We start from the raw sequence: 18,110 nt of genomic DNA, 5'->3' as shown, positions 1-18,110 counted from the left end.
TGTTGCCCCTCACCCTAACCCTCTGCCCAAAGGGGAGAGGGGACGGTACGGTGCGGTTATGGAATCTGCGTGTGGACTCTCTTTCTCCCTCTCGCTGAGGGAGAGGGAATCGTTCGGTGCGGTTATGGAATCTGCGTGCGGACTCTCTTTCTCCCTCTCCCTCAGGGAGAGGGGCGGGGTGAGGGCATTGGCGACTCAAGCGCTTCAAGTATCCTCTCCATCACCGCCTCTTCATACTCTTCAAACTCATTATTCCAGAAGCGTAAAACCCGCCATCCCTGACTCTGTAGCCAGCGGGTACGGCGAACATCGTAGACGCGTCTCTGATCGTGTTGACCGCCGTCCAGTTCAATCGCCAGCCGTGTTGCGCAGCAGGCAAAATCGAGAATATAGGGGCCAACGGGATGCTGGCGGCGAAACTTATAGCAAGCAAAACAGCGGTTGCGCAGTAAGTACCATAGTCGACGTTCTGTTGGCGTTAAGCTACGTCTGAGCTGACGAGCAAATATCTGTGTGTTTTTCATATAAACACAGTGCGCGCCTGGCTGCCGTTTGTCACAATGACACGTCTAATCTGCGAGCCGCTTTCAGCTAAGCTTTGCCAGGTGCTTATTCCCTTTTCGACTTCCAAATCGCCAAACGGTATATAAAACCGTTACTCCTTTCGTACCCGTTATAAATATGATGATCATCAGTAAATGATCATTTTTGATAAGGGTGCGCAATGGCCGTTAAATCACTGAAAAAAGGATATCTGGCGCTGGCGGCTTCCCTGCTGCTGGTGGCGCAGGCGCAGGCGACGGAGCTGCTGAACAGCTCCTATGATGTCTCCCGCGAGCTGTTTGCCGCCCTTAACCCGCCTTTTGAGCAACAGTGGGCGAAGGACAATGGTGGAGACAAGCTGACCATCAAGCAGTCGCACGCCGGCTCTTCCAAGCAGGCGCTGGCGATCCTGCAGGGCCTGAAGGCGGACGTGGTGACCTACAACCAGGTGACGGACGTGCAGATCCTGCATGACAAAGGCAACCTGATCCCGGCCGACTGGCAAAGCCGCCTGCCAAACAACAGCTCGCCGTTCTATTCGACGATGGGCTTCCTGGTGCGCAAAGGCAACCCGAAAAACATTCATGACTGGAACGACCTGGTCCGCTCTGACGTTAAGCTGATCTTCCCGAACCCGAAAACCTCGGGCAACGCGCGGTACACCTACCTGGCGGCCTGGGGCGCGGCGGATAAAGCCGACGGTGGCGATAAAGCCAAAACCGAACAGTTTATGACCCAGTTCCTGAAGAACGTCGAAGTCTTCGACACCGGCGGACGCGGGGCGACCACTACCTTCGCCGAGCGCGGCCTGGGCGATGTGCTGATCAGTTTCGAGTCGGAAGTGAACAATATTCGCAAGCAGTATGAGGCGCAGGGATTTGAAGTGGTGATCCCGAAAACCAACATTCTGGCGGAGTTCCCGGTGGCCTGGGTGGATAAAAACGTCAAAGCCAACGGCACGGAAAAGGCGGCGAAAGCCTATCTGAACTGGCTCTACAGCCCGCAGGCGCAGACCATCATTACCGACTACTACTATCGGGTAAACAACCCGAAAGTGATGGATTCGCTGAAGGATAAATTCCCGCAGACCGAACTGTTCCGCGTGGAGGACAAGTTTGGCTCCTGGCCTGAGGTGATGAAAACCCACTTCGCCAGCGGCGGCGAACTGGACAAACTGCTGGCGGCGGGGCGTAAGTAATGTTTGCTGTGTCGTCCAAGCGCGTGCTGCCGGGCTTTACCCTGAGCCTCGGCACCAGCCTGCTGTTTGTCTGTCTGATTCTGTTATTACCGCTCAGCGCGCTGGTGATGCAGCTGGCGCAGATGAGCTGGGCGCAGTACTGGGATGTGATCACCAACCCGCAGGTGGTGGCGGCCTATAAGGTGACGCTGCTGTCGGCGTTCGTGGCCTCGATTTTTAACGGCGTCTTCGGTCTGCTGATGGCGTGGATCCTTACCCGCTATCGTTTTCCGGGCCGCACGCTGCTGGATGCCTTAATGGACCTGCCGTTTGCGCTGCCGACGGCGGTAGCCGGCCTGACCCTGGCCTCGCTGTTTTCGGTAAACGGCATTTACGGGGAATGGCTGGCGAAGTTCGATATTAAAGTGACCTATACCTGGCTCGGTATCGCCGTGGCGATGGCTTTCACCAGCATCCCGTTCGTGGTGCGTACCGTGCAGCCGGTGCTGGAAGAGCTGGGACCGGAATATGAAGAGGCAGCGGAAACGCTGGGCGCCACGCGCTGGCAGAGTTTTCGCAAGGTGGTCCTGCCGGAGCTGTCGCCGGCGCTGCTGGCGGGCATCGCCTTGTCGTTTACCCGCAGCCTCGGCGAATTCGGCGCGGTGATTTTTATCGCCGGCAACATCGCGTGGAAGACGGAAGTGACGTCGCTGATGATCTTTATTCGTCTGCAGGAGTTTGACTATCCGGCGGCGAGCGCCATCGCCTCGGTGATCCTGGCCGCCTCGCTGCTGCTGTTGTTTTCCATCAATACCCTGCAGAGTCGCTTTGGTCGACGCGTGGTAGGTCACTAATGGCGGAAGTTACTCAATTGAAACGCTACGACGCGCCCCGCATCAACTGGGGCAAATGGTTTCTGATTGGCGTCGGGATGCTGGTTTCCGCCTTCATCCTTGTGGTGCCGATGCTCTACATCTTCATCCAGGCCTTCAGCAAAGGGTTAATGCCGGTGCTGGAAAACCTGGCGAACCCGGACATGCTGCACGCCATCTGGCTGACGGTGATGATCGCCTTGATTACCGTGCCGGTGAACCTGGTGTTCGGGACCTTGCTGGCCTGGCTGGTCACGCGCTTTACGTTCCCGGGACGCCAGCTGCTGTTGACGATGCTGGATATCCCGTTCGCCGTCTCGCCAGTGGTCGCGGGTCTGGTTTATCTGCTGTTCTACGGCTCTAACGGTCCGCTGGGCGGCTGGCTTGATGCACATAATCTGCAAATCATGTTCGCCTGGCCGGGCATGGTGCTGGCGACGATCTTTGTCACCTGTCCGTTTGTGGTGCGTGAGCTGGTGCCGGTGATGATGAGTCAGGGCAGCCATGAAGATGAGGCGGCGGTATTGCTGGGGGCTTCCGGATGGCAGATGTTCCGCCGGGTGACGTTGCCCAATATTCGCTGGGCGCTGCTGTACGGCGTGGTGTTGACCAACGCCCGCGCCATCGGCGAATTCGGCGCGGTGTCGGTGGTCTCCGGTTCGATCCGCGGAGAAACGCTGTCGCTGCCGCTGCAAATTGAATTACTGGAGCAGGATTACAACACCGTCGGCTCGTTTACCGCCGCGGCCCTGCTGACGTTAATGGCTATTCTGACCCTGTTTTTAAAGAGTATGTTGCAATGGCGTCTGGCCAATCAGGAAAAACGCGCGCAACAGGAGGGAAATCATGAGCATTGAGATTGCCAATATTAAGAAATCGTTTGGTCGCACCCAGGTGCTGAATGATATCTCGCTGGATATCCCTTCCGGACAAATGGTCGCGCTGCTGGGGCCTTCCGGCTCCGGGAAAACTACCCTGCTGCGGATTATCGCCGGGCTGGAGCATCAGACCAGCGGTCATATCCGCTTCCACGGCACCGACGTCAGCCGGATGCACGCCCGCGACCGTAAAGTGGGCTTCGTCTTCCAGCATTATGCGCTGTTCCGCCATATGACGGTGTTCGATAACATCGCTTTTGGCCTGACCGTGCTGCCGCGCCGTGAACGACCCAATGCGGCGGCGATTAAGGCCAAAGTGACCAAACTGCTGGAGATGGTGCAGCTGGCTCACCTGGCGGATCGCTATCCGGCGCAGCTGTCCGGTGGTCAGAAGCAGCGCGTGGCGCTGGCGCGCGCCCTGGCGGTAGAGCCGCAAATTTTGCTGCTGGATGAACCTTTCGGCGCGCTGGATGCGCAGGTGCGTAAAGAGCTGCGCCGCTGGCTGCGTCAGCTGCATGAAGAGCTAAAATTTACCAGCGTGTTCGTCACCCACGATCAGGAAGAAGCGATGGAAGTTGCCGACCGGGTGGTGGTGATGAGCCAGGGCAACATCGAACAGGCCGATGCGCCTGAACGCGTGTGGCGTGAGCCGTCCACCCGCTTCGTGCTGGAGTTCATGGGGGAAGTGAATCGTCTGCAGGGGGTTATCCGCGGCGGACAGTTCCACGTTGGCGCCCACCGCTGGCCGTTAGGCTATACCCCAGCATACCAGGGGCCGGTGGATCTGTTCCTGCGTCCGTGGGAAGTGGACATCAGCCGCCGAACCAGCCTGGATTCGCCGCTGCCGGTGCAGGTCCTGGAGGCCAGTCCGAAAGGACACTACACCCAATTAGTCGTCCAGCCTCTGGGGTGGTATGACGAACCGCTGAGCGTGGTGTTAACGGGCGATGAGGCGCCGTCCCGCGGCGAACGGCTGTTCGTCGGGCTGCAAAATGCGCGCCTGTACAACGGTACCGAGCGTATCGAGCCACGCGGCGAGCTTGCTCTGGCGCAGTCGGCCTGATAGCTTAAATCCATGTGCTTTTGCCGGGTGAGGTTGTGCTTACCCGGTCTGAAATTATCACGCGTCTGGTAGGCCGGGTAAGCGAAGCGCCGCCCGGCTTTTTTATTGAGTAAACATCGTGAATACACTCGAACACACCATCGGCAATACCCCTCTGGTCAAACTTCAGCGTCTCGGACCGGACAACGGCAGCGAAATCTGGGTCAAACTCGAAGGCAATAATCCGGCCGGTTCGGTGAAAGATCGCGCTGCGCTGTCGATGATCGTCGAAGCGGAAAAGCGCGGCGAAATTCAGCCCGGCGACGTGCTGATCGAAGCGACCAGCGGCAACACCGGTATCGCGCTGGCGATGATCGCCGCGCTGAAAGGCTACCGGATGAAGCTGCTGATGCCCGACAACATGAGCCAGGAGCGCCGGGCCGCGATGCGCGCCTACGGCGCCGAGCTGATCCTGGTCACTAAAGAGCAGGGGATGGAGGGGGCTCGCGACCTGGCCCTCGAGATGGCTCAGCGCGGAGAGGGCAAACTGCTCGATCAGTTTAACAACCCGGACAACCCCTACGCCCATTACATCACCACCGGGCCGGAAATCTGGCAGCAGACCGCAGGGCGTATCACCCACTTTGTCTCCAGTATGGGGACCACCGGCACCATTACCGGCGTGTCACGATTTCTGCGCGAACAGAGCAAACCGGTGACCATTGTCGGCCTGCAGCCGGAGGAGGGCAGCAGTATTCCCGGGATCCGCCGCTGGCCGGCAGAGTATATGCCGGGGATCTTTAACGCTTCGCTGGTGGATGCGGTGCTGGATATTCATCAGCAGGATGCCGAGAACACCATGCGTCAGCTGGCGGTGCGGGAAGGCATTTTCTGCGGCGTCAGCTCTGGCGGCGCGGTAGCCGGGGCGTTACGTATCGCCCGCGAAAATCCAGGCGCGGTGGTGGTGGCGATCGTCTGCGATCGCGGCGATCGCTACCTCTCCACCGGCGTGTTCGGCGAGGAACACTTTAGCCAGGGAGCGGGTATTTAATCATCGAGCAGGTCGGTGCCGTAGGAGTTATCGACCGTGCACAACCAGCGCTCCCCCTGCTTCTGAAAGACATAGGTTGCGCGTCGCGTAACCTGTGTTATTCCCTGTGCCGTCGGGATATCCAGCCGGGTCTCCATAATCACCAGTGCATTGCCGCCGCCCTCAATGACCTCCATTTTCCCCTGGGTTACTATCAGCCGGTGCTGGAAATAGTCGGCAATGGCGATAAACGCTTTGCGGATATTCTCTTTCCCTCTGACTACCATGCCCGGTTTGACGACCAGCGCGGCGTCTTCCGCGTAATAGCCCATCAGGGTATCGTAATCTTCCTGCGAGATAGCGCGATCGCAGGCTTCGATGACTGCTTTTAGGGTCAGGTCAATGTGATGCATCTCTGGTGCTCCTTATTGTGAGCGATGTGTCCGCCACCGTGAGCGTTTCATCCGTTTCGACGATCCGGGCATGCAGGTAAGACTACGCCTGTTTTCGTTTATTTTTACAGTAACTTGTCGGCAGTAGCTACCACTCCCCGATGCGTTCGACGCACTACCTGCGTCAGGGAGCGTCTAAGACCTGGGCTATATCGGCCGCCAGGCGGGCAATCTCATCGTCATTCAGGCGGCCCAGCGACAGACGTAGCCCGTGGGAGGGCGTACGAATGCCAAACACCTCCCCCTCGCGGACCAGCCAGCCGGCGCGGGCCAGGCGTAAGGCGTAGGGCTGGCTCGCCGTTGGCAGCGGCAGCCAGAAATTAAGGCCTTCGCCAGGCGTAGCATGGCTGTAGCCGTGCCGGGCCAGCGCTGCCGCCAGTTTCTCATTCTGGTGGCGATAGTGACGGCGGGTTTCCGTCATCGAGGCGATAAACGCCTCATCGGTGAGACAGGCCAGCGTCAGATCCTGCAGCAGATGACTGACCCACTGGCTGCCGGCGTTAAGCCGCAGGCGCAGCGCCGAGGAGGTGTCGATATCGCTGGCGATAAAGGCCAGCCGCAGGTCTGGCCCGAGGGTTTTTGACATCGAACGCACCACCGCCCAGCGCTGGGTGCTCGCGGGCAGAGGAGAAAACCAGGGCGTAGCCGACAGCAGGGCAAAATGGTCATCGACGATCGCCAGCACCTGCGGATAACGGACCAGCACCTCCCGCAGGGCATGCGCCCGGGTTTCCGTCAGGCTACAGCCGGTAGGATTGTGCGCGCGCGGGGTTAAGATCACCGCCCGCGCGCCGTTGCGTAACGCCTCCTCCAGCCCGACAGGATCCATCCCCTCGGCATCCACCGCCACCGGGCAGGGGGTAAAGCCAGCGTAACGCACCATATTGATGCTGCTAAGAAAACAAGGATCTTCAACCACCACGCCGTCGCCGGGGAGCAGCAAGGCGCAGAGCAGACGCTCCAGCGCGTCAATCGCCCCGCTGGCGAGGTTCAGGGCAAAGGGAACGGTTATCTCCCCGGCAAACCATGCCTCAGCCCATTCGCCAAGCCGCGGCTCGATGGGGGCATCGCCATACAGGTGGGGCATGCGGGCAATTTGGCCCAGATAGCGTGCTAAATCAGGCAGTCTGGCGGGGTCCGGATTGCCGCTGGAGAGATCGTTCAGCGGCGTCGTGGGGTCACCGCCCTCCAGCGCCGGCAGCGGATCCCGTGCTTTGATGGCCGTGCCGTTTCGTCCCTGGCTCACGGCCAGCCCGGAGGTGACCAGCCGTTTATAAGCGGCGGCGACGGTATTGCGATTCACCGCCAGCTGGCTGGCGAGCTCGCGTACCGGCGGCAGAACTTCTCCGGGCTGCAAGCCACCGCTCTGCACCAGATGGCGGATATGATCGAAGATATCGCTGGCGGTTTTTCCGGCAAACATTATTGACCTATGACAAAATGAAATTTAGCATAGGACGAATCATAATCAGAGCGTGACCCGCTGTCCAGCGGGGGGAGAAAAGATGGGCCAGCAAGATGACATACAATCAGTGCTCTTTCACGACAAAAGCCGGGCGTCGGAAGTCGATATCGTCGCCGTGCAGTCGCAGGTAGTTTACGGCAGCGTCGGCAACAGTATCGCGGTACCGGCGATTAAACAGCACGGTTTGCGCGTGCTGGCGGTGCCGACGGTGCTGTTCAGCAATACGCCCCATTATGAGACGTTCTATGGCGGCATTATCCCGGAGGAGTGGTTTGTCGGGTACCTGCAGGCGCTTGAGGAGCGCGACGCGTTGCGCGAACTGCGTGCGGTGACCACCGGCTATATGGGCAACGCCGTGCAAATTGAACGCCTGGCGCAGTGGCTGACGCGGGTCCGCGACCGCCATCCCGATCTCTGTATTCTGGTGGATCCGGTGATTGGCGATGTCGACAGCGGCATCTACGTCAAGGCCGAGATCCCGGACGCCTATCGTCAGCACCTGCTGCCGCTGGCGCAAGGGATCACCCCTAATCTGTTTGAGCTGGAGACGCTGAGCGGCCGGCGCTGTCGCAATCAGCAGGAGGCGGTCGCCGCGGCGCGAAGCCTGCTGTCGGACAGTCTCAAGTGGGTGGTGATCACCAGCGCGCCAGGAGAGGCCGCTTCGACAATCAATGTGCTGGTGGTGACGGCCGATGCAGTGCAGGTGGTGGTTCACCCGCGGGTGGAAACGGACTTGAAGGGTACCGGCGATCTGTTTTGCGCTGAGCTGGTGAGCGGGTTGCTTTCGGGCCTGGCGCTGGGGGCAGCGACGGAAGCAGCCGCCCAGCGCGTGCTGGAGGTGATGAACTGGACTGCCGCGCAGGGGTGTGACGAACTGATCCTGCCGCCGCTGGAGCAACAGAGATGAAAAGCTATCGGTTAGTGATCCGTCAGCAGGGACGCATTGTTGGTCATTTTGATACCACAGGGGAGGCGGCGCTGGAGGATGCCTGCGTGGCGCGGTCGCTGTTCGGCCTGGCCGGTGGATATCAGTGCGAACTGCTGGTCTCTGACGGCGAGCGGCGCATTCTGGAGAGCACCCCGGAAGGATTGCGTCTCATATCTCGCGAAAAATGCTATCAGCCGGTGACCCACGCGATATAAAAAAATGGCGCCTTTCGGCGCCATTTCTATGCAGCAATCATTACTTCTTGATGCGGATTACCGGGGTTTCACCCACGGTCACGCTACCGGACAGTTTGATCAGCTCTTTGATCTCGTCCATGTTGGAGATAACCACCGGAGTCAGGGTAGACTTGGCTTTCTCTTCCAGCAGCGGCAGATCGAATTCGATAACCGGGTCGCCGACTTTCACGCGCTGGCCTTCTTCAGCGATACGCTTGAAGCCTTCGCCTTTCAGTTCAACGGTATCAATACCGAAGTGAACGAACAGCTCGATGCCGCTATCAGATTCAATAGAGAACGCATGGTTGGTTTCGAAAATTTTACCAATGGTACCGTCTACCGGCGCGACCATTTTGTTGCCGGTCGGTTTGATGGCAATCCCATCGCCCACAATTTTTTCCGCAAAAACCACATCCGGCACGTCTTCAATGTTGACGATCTCACCGGAGAGGGGAGCAACAATCTCAATAGTTCCGGTGTCTTTCTTGTCATCAGAAACCAGAGATTTCAATTTATCAAACAAACCCATGATCTTCTCCTAAGCAGTAATTTGGGCCGCGCATCTCGTGGATTAGCAGATTGTTTTTTCTTCAATGAACTTGTTAACCAGCGTCATTAACTCGTCCGTTGTCGGTTGAGCAAGAGCCTGCTCTGCTAATACTTTCGCATCTTCGAAGTTCGTGTTACGAATAATCTTCTTGATGCGCGGGATGGAAATGGCGCTCATAGAGAATTCGTCCAGCCCCATACCCAGCAACAGAAGTGTAGCACGTTCATCGCCCGCAAGCTCACCGCACATGCCAGTCCATTTACCTTCAGCGTGAGAAGCATCAATAACTTGCTTAATCAGATTCAGTACAGACGGTGACATCGGCTGGTAAAGATGTGAAATCATATCATTACCACGGTCAACTGCCAGAGTATATTGCGTTAAATCATTGGTGCCGATACTAAAGAAATCAACTTCTTTGGCCAGATGACGAGCAATGGTCGCCGCAGCCGGTGTTTCCACCATCACGCCGATCTCAATGGATTCGTCAAATGCTTTACCTTCGTCACGCAGTTCCTGTTTGTAGATTTCGATCTCTTTCTTCAGCGCACGCACTTCTTCAACAGAGATGATCATCGGGAACATAATGCGCAGCTTACCGAAAGCGGAGGCACGCAGGATGGCGCGAACCTGATCGCGGAGGATCTCTTTACGATCCATGGCGATACGCACGGCACGCCAGCCGAGGAACGGGTTCTCTTCTTTCGGGAAGTTCATGTACGGCAGCTCTTTGTCGCCGCCGATGTCCATGGTACGCACGATAACGGCCTGAGAGCCACAGGCTTCAGCCACCGCTTTATAAGCCGCAAACTGCTCTTCTTCGGTTGGCAGCGCGTCGCGATCCATGAACAGGAATTCAGTACGATACAGGCCTACGCCTTCGGCGCCGTTGCGCTCAGCACCTTCGACGTCGCGAACGGTACCGATGTTGGCGCACACTTCAACCTGATGGCCGTCGAGAGTAATCGCCGGCAGATCTTTCAGTTTCGCCAGTTCGGCTTTTTCTTCCGCAACCTGAGCCTGCAGATTACGCAGCGCTTCAATTTGCTCGTTAGACGGGTTGATCAGAACCTGGTTGTTCACCGCGTCGAGAATCAGATAGTCGCCGTTTTTCACCTGAGCCGTGATGCTGCCGGTGCCCACGATGGCCGGCAGTTCCAGGGAACGCGCCATGATGGAGGTGTGGGAGGTACGGCCGCCCGCGTCGGTGATGAAACCCAGCACTTTTTTCAGGTTCAGCTGTGCGGTTTCAGACGGGGTCAGATCGGCGGCGACGAGGATGACTTCATCCTGAATCGCGCTCAGATCGATGATAGCCAGACCAAGGATGTTGCGCAGCAGGCGCTTACCGATATCACGTACGTCAGCCGCACGTTCTTTCAGGTATTCATCGTCCAGCTCTTCCAGGGCAGTGGCCTGACCGTCGATAACTTCATTGGCTGCCGCGTCGGCAGTCATGTGCTTATCTTTAATCAGGGCTATGATTTCCTGCTCAAGCTCCTCATCTTCCAGCAGCATAATATGCCCTTCGAAGATGGCTTCTTTTTCTTCACCGAAAGTTTCACCAGCTTTGGTTTTGATGACCTCCAGCTGGGCGGAGGCCTTGGCGCGGCCGCTCAGGAAACGTTCGACTTCCTGATCAACCTTATCGGCAGAAATTTTCTTCCGGTCGATGACAATTTCATCTTCCTTCAGCAGCAGTGCTTTGCCGAAGGCGATACCCGGGGATGCTAAAATGCCTGAAATCATAACCCTACCTTACTTGTGACTGATATGAAAAAGAACCCGTGAACTTACTCGAGTTCAGCCATCAGTTTAACCAGATGCTCAACAGCTTTCTGCTCATCTTCGCCTTCCGCGGAGAGGGTCACTACGGTGCCCTGGGTCAGGCCCAGAGTCTGCAGTTTGAACAGGCTTTTGGCGCTGGCGCTTTTGCCGTTGGAGGTTACAGTGATCTCAGAAGTGAAGCCTTTAGCTTCTTTAACAAACTGAGCAGCAGGGCGGGTGTGCAGACCGTTCGGAGCGGTAATGGTAACTTCTTGCTGGAACATTATATTTCCCCAACTTATAGGTTTAGTGTTGTGGACCTAAAGTCTAGTCTAACGACTCGACTTTAGCCTGTATTGTTAGCGCCGGCGTTACGTTTCCGGCCTTGGCGTCGGCAGCGCCTGGCGCTGCGAAGACCTGCGGGCCATTGACGTCTAGCACGTCATTAAACATTATGCCGCGAAAGGAAGACTTGAACCAAATCATAAAATCGATTCAGCTGGCGGAAATCCTCTTCTGAATAATTTCGCGCATCAAAATAAATGTGCTGGTTAAATACCAGACCCTACGAGGTGAATCAATGCCAGGAGGGGTAAAACTTTGACGTATGCCACAAAAAAGCACCTGAAAAGGTGCTTTTTTACACATTATTTACAAGCTGGCACTACTGTTGCAGTTCTTTCTCGGTGAAGAGATCGGCAAACAGCGCGGTGCTTAAATAACGCTCACCCGAGGAAGGCAGGATAACCACAATATTCTTATTGGTAAAGGCCTCATCTTCCTGCAGCTTCAGCGCCGCGGCAACGGCGGCCCCGGAAGAGATACCCGCCAGGATGCCTTCTTCTTCCATCAGGCGGCGTGCGGTGGAGATCGCTTCATCATTGGTGATGCCGATTACTTTGTCCACCAGCTTCAGATCCAGGTTGCCAGGAATGAAGCCGGCGCCGATGCCCTGAATTTTGTGCGGGCCCGGCTTGAGCTCTTCCCCCGCCAGCGCCTGGGAGATGACCGGCGAATCGGTCGGTTCAACCGCGACGGTGATCAGATCTTTTTTGCCCTTGGTGTTTTTAATGTAGCGGCTGACGCCGGTCAGCGTACCGCCGGTACCGACGCCGGAGATGAAGACATCCACCTGACCGTCGGTGTCTTCCCAGATTTCCGGACCGGTGGTCTTTTCGTGGATTTCCGGGTTAGCCGGGTTGCTGAACTGCTGCAGCAGCAGGAATTTTTCCGGGTTGCTGGCGACAATCTCTTCCGCTTTCTGAATGGCGCCTTTCATGCCTTTGGCGCCTTCGGTCAGCACCAGGTTGGCGCCCAGCGCTTTCAGAAGCTTACGACGCTCAATGCTCATGGTTTCCGGCATGGTTAGCGTTAGCTTGTAGCCGCGTGCCGCCGCCACGTAGGCGAGGGCGATACCGGTGTTGCCGCTGGTCGGTTCGACCAGTTCCACGCCAGGTTTCAGCACGCCGCGCTTTTCAGCATCCCAGATCATATTGGCGCCGATACGGCATTTTACGCTAAAGCTCGGGTTACGAGATTCTACCTTTGCCAGGATACGGCCGTTACCAATGCGGTTCAGTCGTACCAGCGGCGTATGACCGATAGTCAGGGAGTTGTCTTCAAAAATCTTACTCATGGCCCGTCCTTAACTGTATGAAATTTGGGGGTACGGCATCAGCATACCCGCTTAAAGAATATGCGGAAGTAAGGATTTAGCATATCTATATGCGTAAGGGAAATAATGATGTGCAAGAAGGAATAAGCGGAGATATAAGGAGCGGCGCTCGCCGCTCCCGGGGGGAGGTGTGACGACTACTTCCAGCTGGCGTGTCTGTCGCGATAGCAATCGACCCACATGGCGGTGGCGCCGCAGATAGCCACCGGGAGGATCACCAGGTTTAACACCGGGATCATGGTGAACAGGCTGGTGAGCGCGCCAAACTGCATATTCATCACCTTGCGACTGCGCAGCGCTTCGCGCATGGTCCTGAAGGGGACCTTGTGGTTATCGAAGGGGTAATCGCAGTATTGAATCGCCAGCATCCATGCGCTGAACAGGAACCAGAGTACCGGAGCCACCGTCTGGCCAACGCCGGGTATAAAGTAGAGCAGCAGCAGCACGATGGCGCGGGGCAGGTACCATGCCAGCTTCTGCCACTCACGCTTCATGATGCGTGGAATATCCTTCATGATGCCAAAGACGCCGACGTCCGGCGGGGTGGCGCCAGTCAGACGCGCTTCCAGCTGTTCCGCCAGCAGGCCGCTGAACGGGGCGGCAATCCAGTTGGCAATAGTAGAAAAGAAGTAGCCAAACACCAGCAGGATCGACAGCACCACCACCGGCCACAGCAGGTAGTTCAGCCACTGCAGCCAGTCAGGTACATGGCTCATCAGCGAAGGGATCCAGCTGTCGAGACGGGTAAACAGCCACCAGAAAGCACCGCCCATCAGCAGCACGTTAACCAGTAAAGGCAGGAAGACATAACGACGTATGCCCGGCAGCCCGATGAGTTTCCAGCCCTGCGAAAAATAGTGTACGCCGCTACGCGGGGTCGGTGCGGATGATGAAACCATAGCCAGGCATTGCTCCTTTTTTAACATCCAGTGTGAATGCTCGCTTATTTTATCGGGTCGTCAGACAATAACCAGTTAGGAAATGTTCGAAAAAACAGCAAAAAGCACGATTTAGTTCATCTTTATGTGGTGAAAGCGACCGACACACTTGCACTTGAGGTAATCGGCAAATACTCTTAGTGAGTAAATGTTTGCCGTGGTGGCAAGGTGTTAGAACAACAGAGAATATAATGATGCAGGATTTGCGTCTGATATTAATCATTGTTGGCGCGATCGCCATAATCGCTTTACTGGTACATGGTTTCTGGACCAGCCGTAAAGAACGTTCTTCGATGTTTCGCGATCGCCCACTGAAACGTATGAAGTCGCGCGACGATGAGTCGGAAAACGACGACTTTGATGATAATGTTGAAGGCGTAGGTGAAGTCCGCGTTCATCCGGTGACTCACGCTCCGCACGGCGCGCATGGGGAGCATGAAGCCCCTCGTCAGGCGCCGCAGCACCAGTACCAGCCGCCTTACGAGCGCCAGATGCAGCAGCCTGTGCGTCCTGAGGAACCGGTTCGTCAGGCGCCGCCGCCGCGCCAGGCCCCGGTACAACCGCAGGGACAACCGTCTGCGCCGCATGCGGCTCCACAGCCGGGCTGGCAACAGCCGCAACCCGCGCAGCCGCCCGTGCAACCGCAACACCAGCCGCAGCCTGTTGTGCAACAGCCTGTCGCGCCGCAGCCGGTGACCCCGACCGTCGCCCAGCCGCAGCCGGCCGCTCCGCAGCAGCCTGCGCCACAGCCTGTTGCCGCGCCGCAGCCCGCGGTGGCTGAACCGCAGCCGACAGAGCCGCAGCAGCCTGCAGCGCCGCAGCCGAAAGAGCGTAAAGAGACGGTCATCGTGATGAACGTCGCCGCGCACCATGGCGCGCAGCTTAACGGCGAGGTGCTTATCAATAGCATCCAGCAGGCCGGCTTCAAGTTTGGTGAAATGAATATTTTCCACCGCCATCTGAGCCCGGACGGCAGCGGCCCGGTGCTGTTCAGCCTGGCCAACATGGTGAAGCCGGGGACCTTCAATCCGGACAGCATGGCGGATATGATGACCCCTGGGGTGACTATCTTTATGCAGGTCCCTTCCTACGGTGATGAACTGCAGAACTTCAAGCTGATGCTGCAGTCTGCGCAGTATATCGCCGATGAAGTGGGCGGCGTGGTGCTTGACGATCAGCGTCGCATGATGACGCCGCAAAAACTGCGTGAATACCAGGATCGTATTCGCGAAGTGAAAGACGCGAACGCCTGACGTCCCGCGTTATCTCAACTCCTTCTCAACCCCCGCCTGTCGGGGGTTTTTTATCATTGATGGTGTGATATGGAACCGATCGAACAACAACTGACTGAACTGCGAACCACGCTTCGCCATCATGAATACCTGTACCACGTTATGGACGCGCCGGAAGTGCCCGATGCGGAGTATGACCGGCTGATGCGCGAGCTGCGCGAGCTGGAGAGCCAGCATCCGGAGCTGATTACCCCGGATTCGCCGACTCAGCGCGTGGGGGCGGCGCCACTGACCGCCTTCAGCCAGATCCGCCATGAAGTGCCGATGCTGTCACTGGACAACGTGTTTGACGAAGAGAGCTTTCTGGCCTTCAACAAGCGGGTGCTGGATCGCCTGAAAAGCACTGACCCGCTCATCTACTGCTGCGAGCTGAAGCTCGACGGCCTTGCGGTGAGCATTCTCTACGAAAACGGCGTGCTGGTGCAGGCGGCGACCCGCGGCGACGGCACCACCGGCGAGGATATTACCTCTAACGTGCGAACCATCCGCACCATCCCGCTCAGGCTGCATGGCGATAATATCCCCGCACGCCTGGAGGTGCGCGGGGAAGTGTTCCTCCCGCAGGCCGGGTTCGAAAAAATCAATGAAGAAGCTCGCCGCACCGGCGGAAAAGTGTTTGCTAACCCGCGCAATGCGGCGGCGGGCTCGTTGCGCCAGCTGGACCCGCGCATCACCGCGAAGCGACCGCTTACTTTCTTCTGCTACGGCGTTGGGGTGCTGGAGGGCGGTGAGCTGCCGGCCAGCCACTCGGCCCGTTTACAGCAGTTTAAAGCATGGGGATTACCGGTGAGCGATCGCGTCACTCTTTGCCATACCCCCGAGGAAGTGCTCACTTACTATCGTAAAGTCGAGGAAGATCGTCCCCATCTGGGCTTTGACATTGATGGCGTGGTGATCAAAGTCGATTCGCTGGCGCTGCAGGAACAGCTGGGTTTCGTCGCCCGCGCGCCGCGCTGGGCCGTGGCCTTTAAGTTCCCGGCCCAGGAGCAGATGACTTTCGTCCGGGACGTGGAGTTCCAGGTGGGTCGCACCGGGGCGATTACGCCGGTGGCGCGCCTGGAGCCGGTCCATGTCGCCGGCGTGCTGGTGAGCAATGCCACTTTGCATAACGCCGATGAGATTGAACGCTTAGGCTTGAAAATCGGCGACAAGGTGGTGATTCGCCGGGCAGGCGACGTGATCCCTCAGGTGGTCAACGTGGTGCTTTCCGAACGTCCGGCAGATGCCCGGGATGTTGAATTCCCGACCCACTGCCCGGTCTGTCAGTCAGACGTTGAGCGAGTGGAAGGCGAGGCGGTAGCCCGCTGTACCGGCGGCCTGATCTGCGGCGCGCAGCGCAAAGAGTCGCTCAAGCACTTTGTCTCCCGTCGCGCGCTGGACGTTGACGGCATGGGCGATAAGATCATCGACCAGCTGGTGGAGAAAGAGTACGTCCATACCCCGGCGGATCTGTTCCGGCTGACCGCAGGGAAACTGACCGGGCTGGATCGGATGGGGCCGAAGTCCGCGCAAAACGTGGTCAACGCTCTCGAGAAAGCCAAAGAGACAACCTTCGCGCGTTTCCTCTACGCCTTGGGCATTCGCGAGGTAGGAGAAGCCACGGCGGCAGGCCTGGCGGCGCATTTTGGCACCCTCGAAGCCCTGGAGCAGGCTTCCATTGAGGAGCTGCAGAAGGTCCCTGATGTCGGCATCGTCGTCGCCACCCATACTTTCAACTTCTTTGCCGAAGAGAGCAACCGCGATGTCATCGCGCAGCTGCTGGCGGAAGGGGTTCACTGGCCGGCTCCGGTGGTGGTGAAGGCGGAAGAGATTGACAGCCCGTTTGCAGGCAAAACCGTCGTCCTGACCGGCAGCCTCAGTCAACTGTCGCGGGATGATGCCAAAGCGCGTCTGGTGGCGCTGGGGGCGAAGGTGGCGGGCAGCGTGTCGAAGAAAACCGATCTGGTGATTGCAGGCGAAGCGGCGGGTTCTAAGCTGGCGAAAGCGCAGGAGCTCGGCATCGAGGTGATTGACGAAGCCGAAATGATGCGTCTGCTGGGAGAATAACGTGGATAAAGCGCAGCTGGTCGAGATCGCCAATACCGAGATGCCGTTCGGTAAATACAAGGGGCGTCGTTTAATCGATGTCCCGGAGGAGTATTTATTGTGGTTCGCGCGCAAGGATCAATTCCCTGCCGGCCATCTCGGCGAGCTGATGGCGCTGACCCTGCTGATTAAAAGCGAGGGACTGAGCGATCTGGTCCAGCCCCTGAAGAAAGCGCGTTAAGCTTTGGCAGCGTTAGTCTTTTCCTGAGCGAGACGCGCATCGGTTTGCTGTTTATAGCGCCGCGCCAGCACCGCGCAGACCATCAGCTGGATTTGATGGAAGATCATCAGCGGCAGCACCATGATGCCGAGGATGGAGGTCGGGAAGAGAATATTGGCCATCGGGATGCCGTTGGCCAGGCTCTTTTTCGAACCGCAGAAGACGATGGTAATTTCATCAGCTTTGTTAAAGCCGCAGCGGCGGGCGACGAACACGTTGACCGCGATGACGATGGCCAGCAGCACCAGGCTGACTACCACGATAAACAGCAGCGATCCCAGGCCCACTTTATGCCAGATCCCGTTCACCACCGCCTCGCTAAAGGCGGAGTAGACCACCAGCAGAATCGAGGTCTGGTCGGTCTTACCAATCCACTTCTTATGCTTCGCCACCCAGTTGCCGATCCACGGCCGCGATAAATGGCCGAGCACGAAAGGCAACAGCAGCTGCAGCATGATCTTTCCGACCTGCTCGAGGCTACCGCCTGCGCCGTGAAGGTTCATCAGGACCCCCACCAGCAGCGGTGAAACAAAGATGCCCAACAGGCTGGAGGCCGAAGCTGAGCAGACCGCCGCCGCGACGTTGCCTCCGGCCAGCGAGGTGAAGGCGATGGCGGATTGCACGGTGGCCGGCAGAATGCACAAATAAATAAAGCCGCTGTAGAGCATCGGATCGACCTTCACCGGCGCCCACCAGGCAAACAGAACCCCCAGCACCGGGAAGAGGATAAAGGTGCTGCACATCACCCACAGATGCAAACGCCAGTGGCTGCCGCCGGCGATAATTGCCTCCCGGGAGAGTTTGGCGCCATGCATAAAGAACAGCAGGGCGATGGCGGCGGTGGTGAGATGTTCAAAGAAGGGGACGAAAGCGCCACGGGCCGGGAAGAATGAGGCCAACAGGACAACGGTGACCAGGGTTGCCGTAAACGGATCGAGAATGCGGAAAAGTTTCATAAAC

At 57.8% G+C, this 18,110-nt stretch carries 19 protein-coding genes; 10 read left to right on the top strand and 9 right to left on the bottom strand.

What is annotated here, in order from left to right:
- Positions 1-161: 161 nt before the first annotated feature.
- Positions 162-524, bottom strand: coding sequence for an endonuclease domain-containing protein (locus tag ACQUTP_RS07355; RefSeq protein WP_074194558.1), 363 nt, complete (start codon positions 522-524; stop codon positions 162-164).
- Between the two features lie 200 nt (positions 525-724).
- Here ACQUTP_RS07355 and cysP point away from each other — a divergent pair, with 200 nt between their 5' ends.
- The 5 genes from cysP to cysM all read left to right on the top strand — a co-directional run bounded on the left by cysP (position 725) and on the right by cysM (position 5,563).
- Positions 725-1,741, top strand: coding sequence for a thiosulfate/sulfate ABC transporter substrate-binding protein CysP (gene cysP / locus ACQUTP_RS07350; protein WP_017900457.1), 1,017 nt, complete (start codon positions 725-727; stop codon positions 1,739-1,741).
- Entirely contained in the window at positions 1,741-2,574 is an 834-nt protein-coding gene (gene cysT / locus ACQUTP_RS07345; RefSeq protein WP_002913626.1) for a sulfate/thiosulfate ABC transporter permease CysT, read from the top strand. Before cysP ends, cysT begins: the two co-directional genes overlap by 1 nt.
- Positions 2,574-3,449, top strand: coding sequence for a sulfate/thiosulfate ABC transporter permease CysW (gene cysW / locus ACQUTP_RS07340; RefSeq protein ID WP_004201990.1), 876 nt, complete (start codon positions 2,574-2,576; stop codon positions 3,447-3,449). Before cysT ends, cysW begins: the two co-directional genes overlap by 1 nt.
- Positions 3,439-4,533 (top strand): sulfate/thiosulfate ABC transporter ATP-binding protein CysA, encoded by a 1,095-nt coding sequence (gene cysA, locus ACQUTP_RS07335; RefSeq protein WP_004201991.1) that lies wholly within the window; start codon positions 3,439-3,441, stop codon positions 4,531-4,533. The genes cysW and cysA overlap by 11 nt, the downstream gene beginning before the upstream one ends.
- A gap of 118 nt (positions 4,534-4,651) precedes the next feature.
- Entirely contained in the window at positions 4,652-5,563 is a 912-nt protein-coding gene (gene cysM / locus ACQUTP_RS07330) for a cysteine synthase CysM (protein ID WP_048325320.1), read from the top strand.
- On the opposite strand, the gene ACQUTP_RS07325 is transcribed toward cysM, so the two are convergent.
- Positions 5,560-5,955, bottom strand: coding sequence for a YybH family protein (locus ACQUTP_RS07325; protein ID WP_004201993.1), 396 nt, complete (start codon positions 5,953-5,955; stop codon positions 5,560-5,562). The two genes, cysM and ACQUTP_RS07325, sit on opposite strands and share 4 nt — an antisense overlap.
- A gap of 163 nt (positions 5,956-6,118) precedes the next feature.
- Entirely contained in the window at positions 6,119-7,417 is a 1,299-nt protein-coding gene (gene ptsJ, locus ACQUTP_RS07320) for a transcriptional regulator PtsJ (protein WP_285755148.1), read from the bottom strand.
- A gap of 82 nt (positions 7,418-7,499) precedes the next feature.
- Here ptsJ and pdxK point away from each other — a divergent pair, with 82 nt between their 5' ends.
- Positions 7,500-8,366 carry a pyridoxine/pyridoxal/pyridoxamine kinase gene (gene pdxK, locus ACQUTP_RS07315; protein WP_004201995.1) on the top strand — a complete coding sequence of 289 codons (867 nt, stop codon included), beginning with the start codon at positions 7,500-7,502 and terminating at the stop codon, positions 8,364-8,366.
- The gene (locus tag ACQUTP_RS07310; RefSeq protein ID WP_004201996.1) at positions 8,363-8,602 is read left to right on the top strand and encodes a hypothetical protein; all 240 of its coding nucleotides are present in this window, start codon (positions 8,363-8,365) and stop codon (positions 8,600-8,602) included. The genes pdxK and ACQUTP_RS07310 overlap by 4 nt, the downstream gene beginning before the upstream one ends.
- A gap of 40 nt (positions 8,603-8,642) precedes the next feature.
- Here ACQUTP_RS07310 and crr read toward each other — a convergent pair whose 3' ends face one another.
- The 5 genes from crr to cysZ all read right to left on the bottom strand — a co-directional run bounded on the left by crr (position 8,643) and on the right by cysZ (position 13,514).
- On the bottom strand, positions 8,643-9,152 hold the full coding sequence (crr, locus tag ACQUTP_RS07305; RefSeq protein ID WP_000522253.1) for a PTS glucose transporter subunit IIA: 510 nt from the start codon (positions 9,150-9,152) through the stop codon (positions 8,643-8,645).
- Positions 9,153-9,194: 42 nt separating this feature from the next.
- On the bottom strand, positions 9,195-10,922 hold the full coding sequence (gene ptsI / locus ACQUTP_RS07300; protein WP_004201998.1) for a phosphoenolpyruvate-protein phosphotransferase PtsI: 1,728 nt from the start codon (positions 10,920-10,922) through the stop codon (positions 9,195-9,197).
- A 44-nt stretch (positions 10,923-10,966) separates the two neighbouring features.
- The gene (gene ptsH, locus ACQUTP_RS07295; protein ID WP_002913505.1) at positions 10,967-11,224 is read right to left on the bottom strand and encodes a phosphocarrier protein Hpr; all 258 of its coding nucleotides are present in this window, start codon (positions 11,222-11,224) and stop codon (positions 10,967-10,969) included.
- A gap of 380 nt (positions 11,225-11,604) precedes the next feature.
- A complete protein-coding gene (gene cysK / locus ACQUTP_RS07290) occupies positions 11,605-12,576 on the bottom strand; it encodes a cysteine synthase A (protein WP_004202001.1) in 972 nt (323 codons plus the stop codon).
- 176 nt (positions 12,577-12,752) lie between these two features.
- A complete protein-coding gene (cysZ, locus tag ACQUTP_RS07285; protein WP_017900461.1) occupies positions 12,753-13,514 on the bottom strand; it encodes a sulfate transporter CysZ in 762 nt (253 codons plus the stop codon).
- Between the two features lie 230 nt (positions 13,515-13,744).
- Between cysZ and zipA the strand changes: the two genes are divergently transcribed.
- The 3 genes from zipA to ACQUTP_RS07270 all read left to right on the top strand — a co-directional run bounded on the left by zipA (position 13,745) and on the right by ACQUTP_RS07270 (position 17,111).
- On the top strand, positions 13,745-14,806 hold the full coding sequence (gene zipA, locus ACQUTP_RS07280) for a cell division protein ZipA (protein WP_004202003.1): 1,062 nt from the start codon (positions 13,745-13,747) through the stop codon (positions 14,804-14,806).
- A gap of 69 nt (positions 14,807-14,875) precedes the next feature.
- Positions 14,876-16,891: an NAD-dependent DNA ligase LigA gene (gene ligA / locus ACQUTP_RS07275; protein ID WP_004202005.1), complete on the top strand. Its 2,016-nt coding sequence runs from the start codon at positions 14,876-14,878 to the stop codon at positions 16,889-16,891.
- Position 16,892: 1 nt separating this feature from the next.
- On the top strand, positions 16,893-17,111 hold the full coding sequence (locus ACQUTP_RS07270) for a DUF3820 family protein (RefSeq protein WP_004202007.1): 219 nt from the start codon (positions 16,893-16,895) through the stop codon (positions 17,109-17,111).
- Here ACQUTP_RS07270 and ACQUTP_RS07265 read toward each other — a convergent pair.
- Positions 17,108-18,106 (bottom strand): bile acid:sodium symporter family protein, encoded by a 999-nt coding sequence (locus ACQUTP_RS07265; protein ID WP_043520190.1) that lies wholly within the window; start codon positions 18,104-18,106, stop codon positions 17,108-17,110. The genes ACQUTP_RS07270 and ACQUTP_RS07265 overlap by 4 nt on opposite strands.
- Between the last annotated feature and the right edge of the window lie 4 nt (positions 18,107-18,110).

This window comes from Klebsiella sp. 2-CIP_Kleb., from assembly GCF_050378715.1.
Classification (GTDB): domain Bacteria; phylum Pseudomonadota; class Gammaproteobacteria; order Enterobacterales; family Enterobacteriaceae; genus Klebsiella; species Klebsiella quasipneumoniae.
This window is presented reverse-complemented; position numbering and strand designations above follow the sequence as displayed.

Excerpts from the sequence above, each read along its gene's own strand:
- cysA (WP_004201991.1), top strand. The coding sequence starts at position 3,439 with ATGAGCATTGAGATTGCCAATATTAAGAAATCGTTTGGTCGCACCCAG.
- ligA (WP_004202005.1), top strand. The coding sequence starts at position 14,876 with ATGGAACCGATCGAACAACAACTGACTGAACTGCGAACCACGCTTCGC.
- crr (WP_000522253.1), bottom strand. The coding sequence starts at position 9,152 with ATGGGTTTGTTTGATAAATTGAAATCTCTGGTTTCTGATGACAAGAAA.
- cysP (WP_017900457.1), top strand. The coding sequence starts at position 725 with ATGGCCGTTAAATCACTGAAAAAAGGATATCTGGCGCTGGCGGCTTCC.
- ptsJ (WP_285755148.1), bottom strand. The coding sequence starts at position 7,417 with ATGTTTGCCGGAAAAACCGCCAGCGATATCTTCGATCATATCCGCCAT.
- cysK (WP_004202001.1), bottom strand. The coding sequence starts at position 12,576 with ATGAGTAAGATTTTTGAAGACAACTCCCTGACTATCGGTCATACGCCG.
- cysZ (WP_017900461.1), bottom strand. The coding sequence starts at position 13,514 with ATGGTTTCATCATCCGCACCGACCCCGCGTAGCGGCGTACACTATTTT.
- ptsH (WP_002913505.1), bottom strand. The coding sequence starts at position 11,224 with ATGTTCCAGCAAGAAGTTACCATTACCGCTCCGAACGGTCTGCACACC.
- ACQUTP_RS07310 (WP_004201996.1), top strand. The coding sequence starts at position 8,363 with ATGAAAAGCTATCGGTTAGTGATCCGTCAGCAGGGACGCATTGTTGGT.
- ACQUTP_RS07265 (WP_043520190.1), bottom strand. The coding sequence starts at position 18,106 with ATGAAACTTTTCCGCATTCTCGATCCGTTTACGGCAACCCTGGTCACC.
- cysW (WP_004201990.1), top strand. The coding sequence starts at position 2,574 with ATGGCGGAAGTTACTCAATTGAAACGCTACGACGCGCCCCGCATCAAC.
- ACQUTP_RS07325 (WP_004201993.1), bottom strand. The coding sequence starts at position 5,955 with ATGCATCACATTGACCTGACCCTAAAAGCAGTCATCGAAGCCTGCGAT.
- pdxK (WP_004201995.1), top strand. The coding sequence starts at position 7,500 with ATGGGCCAGCAAGATGACATACAATCAGTGCTCTTTCACGACAAAAGC.
- ptsI (WP_004201998.1), bottom strand. The coding sequence starts at position 10,922 with ATGATTTCAGGCATTTTAGCATCCCCGGGTATCGCCTTCGGCAAAGCA.
- zipA (WP_004202003.1), top strand. The coding sequence starts at position 13,745 with ATGATGCAGGATTTGCGTCTGATATTAATCATTGTTGGCGCGATCGCC.
- cysT (WP_002913626.1), top strand. The coding sequence starts at position 1,741 with ATGTTTGCTGTGTCGTCCAAGCGCGTGCTGCCGGGCTTTACCCTGAGC.
- ACQUTP_RS07355 (WP_074194558.1), bottom strand. The coding sequence starts at position 524 with ATGAAAAACACACAGATATTTGCTCGTCAGCTCAGACGTAGCTTAACG.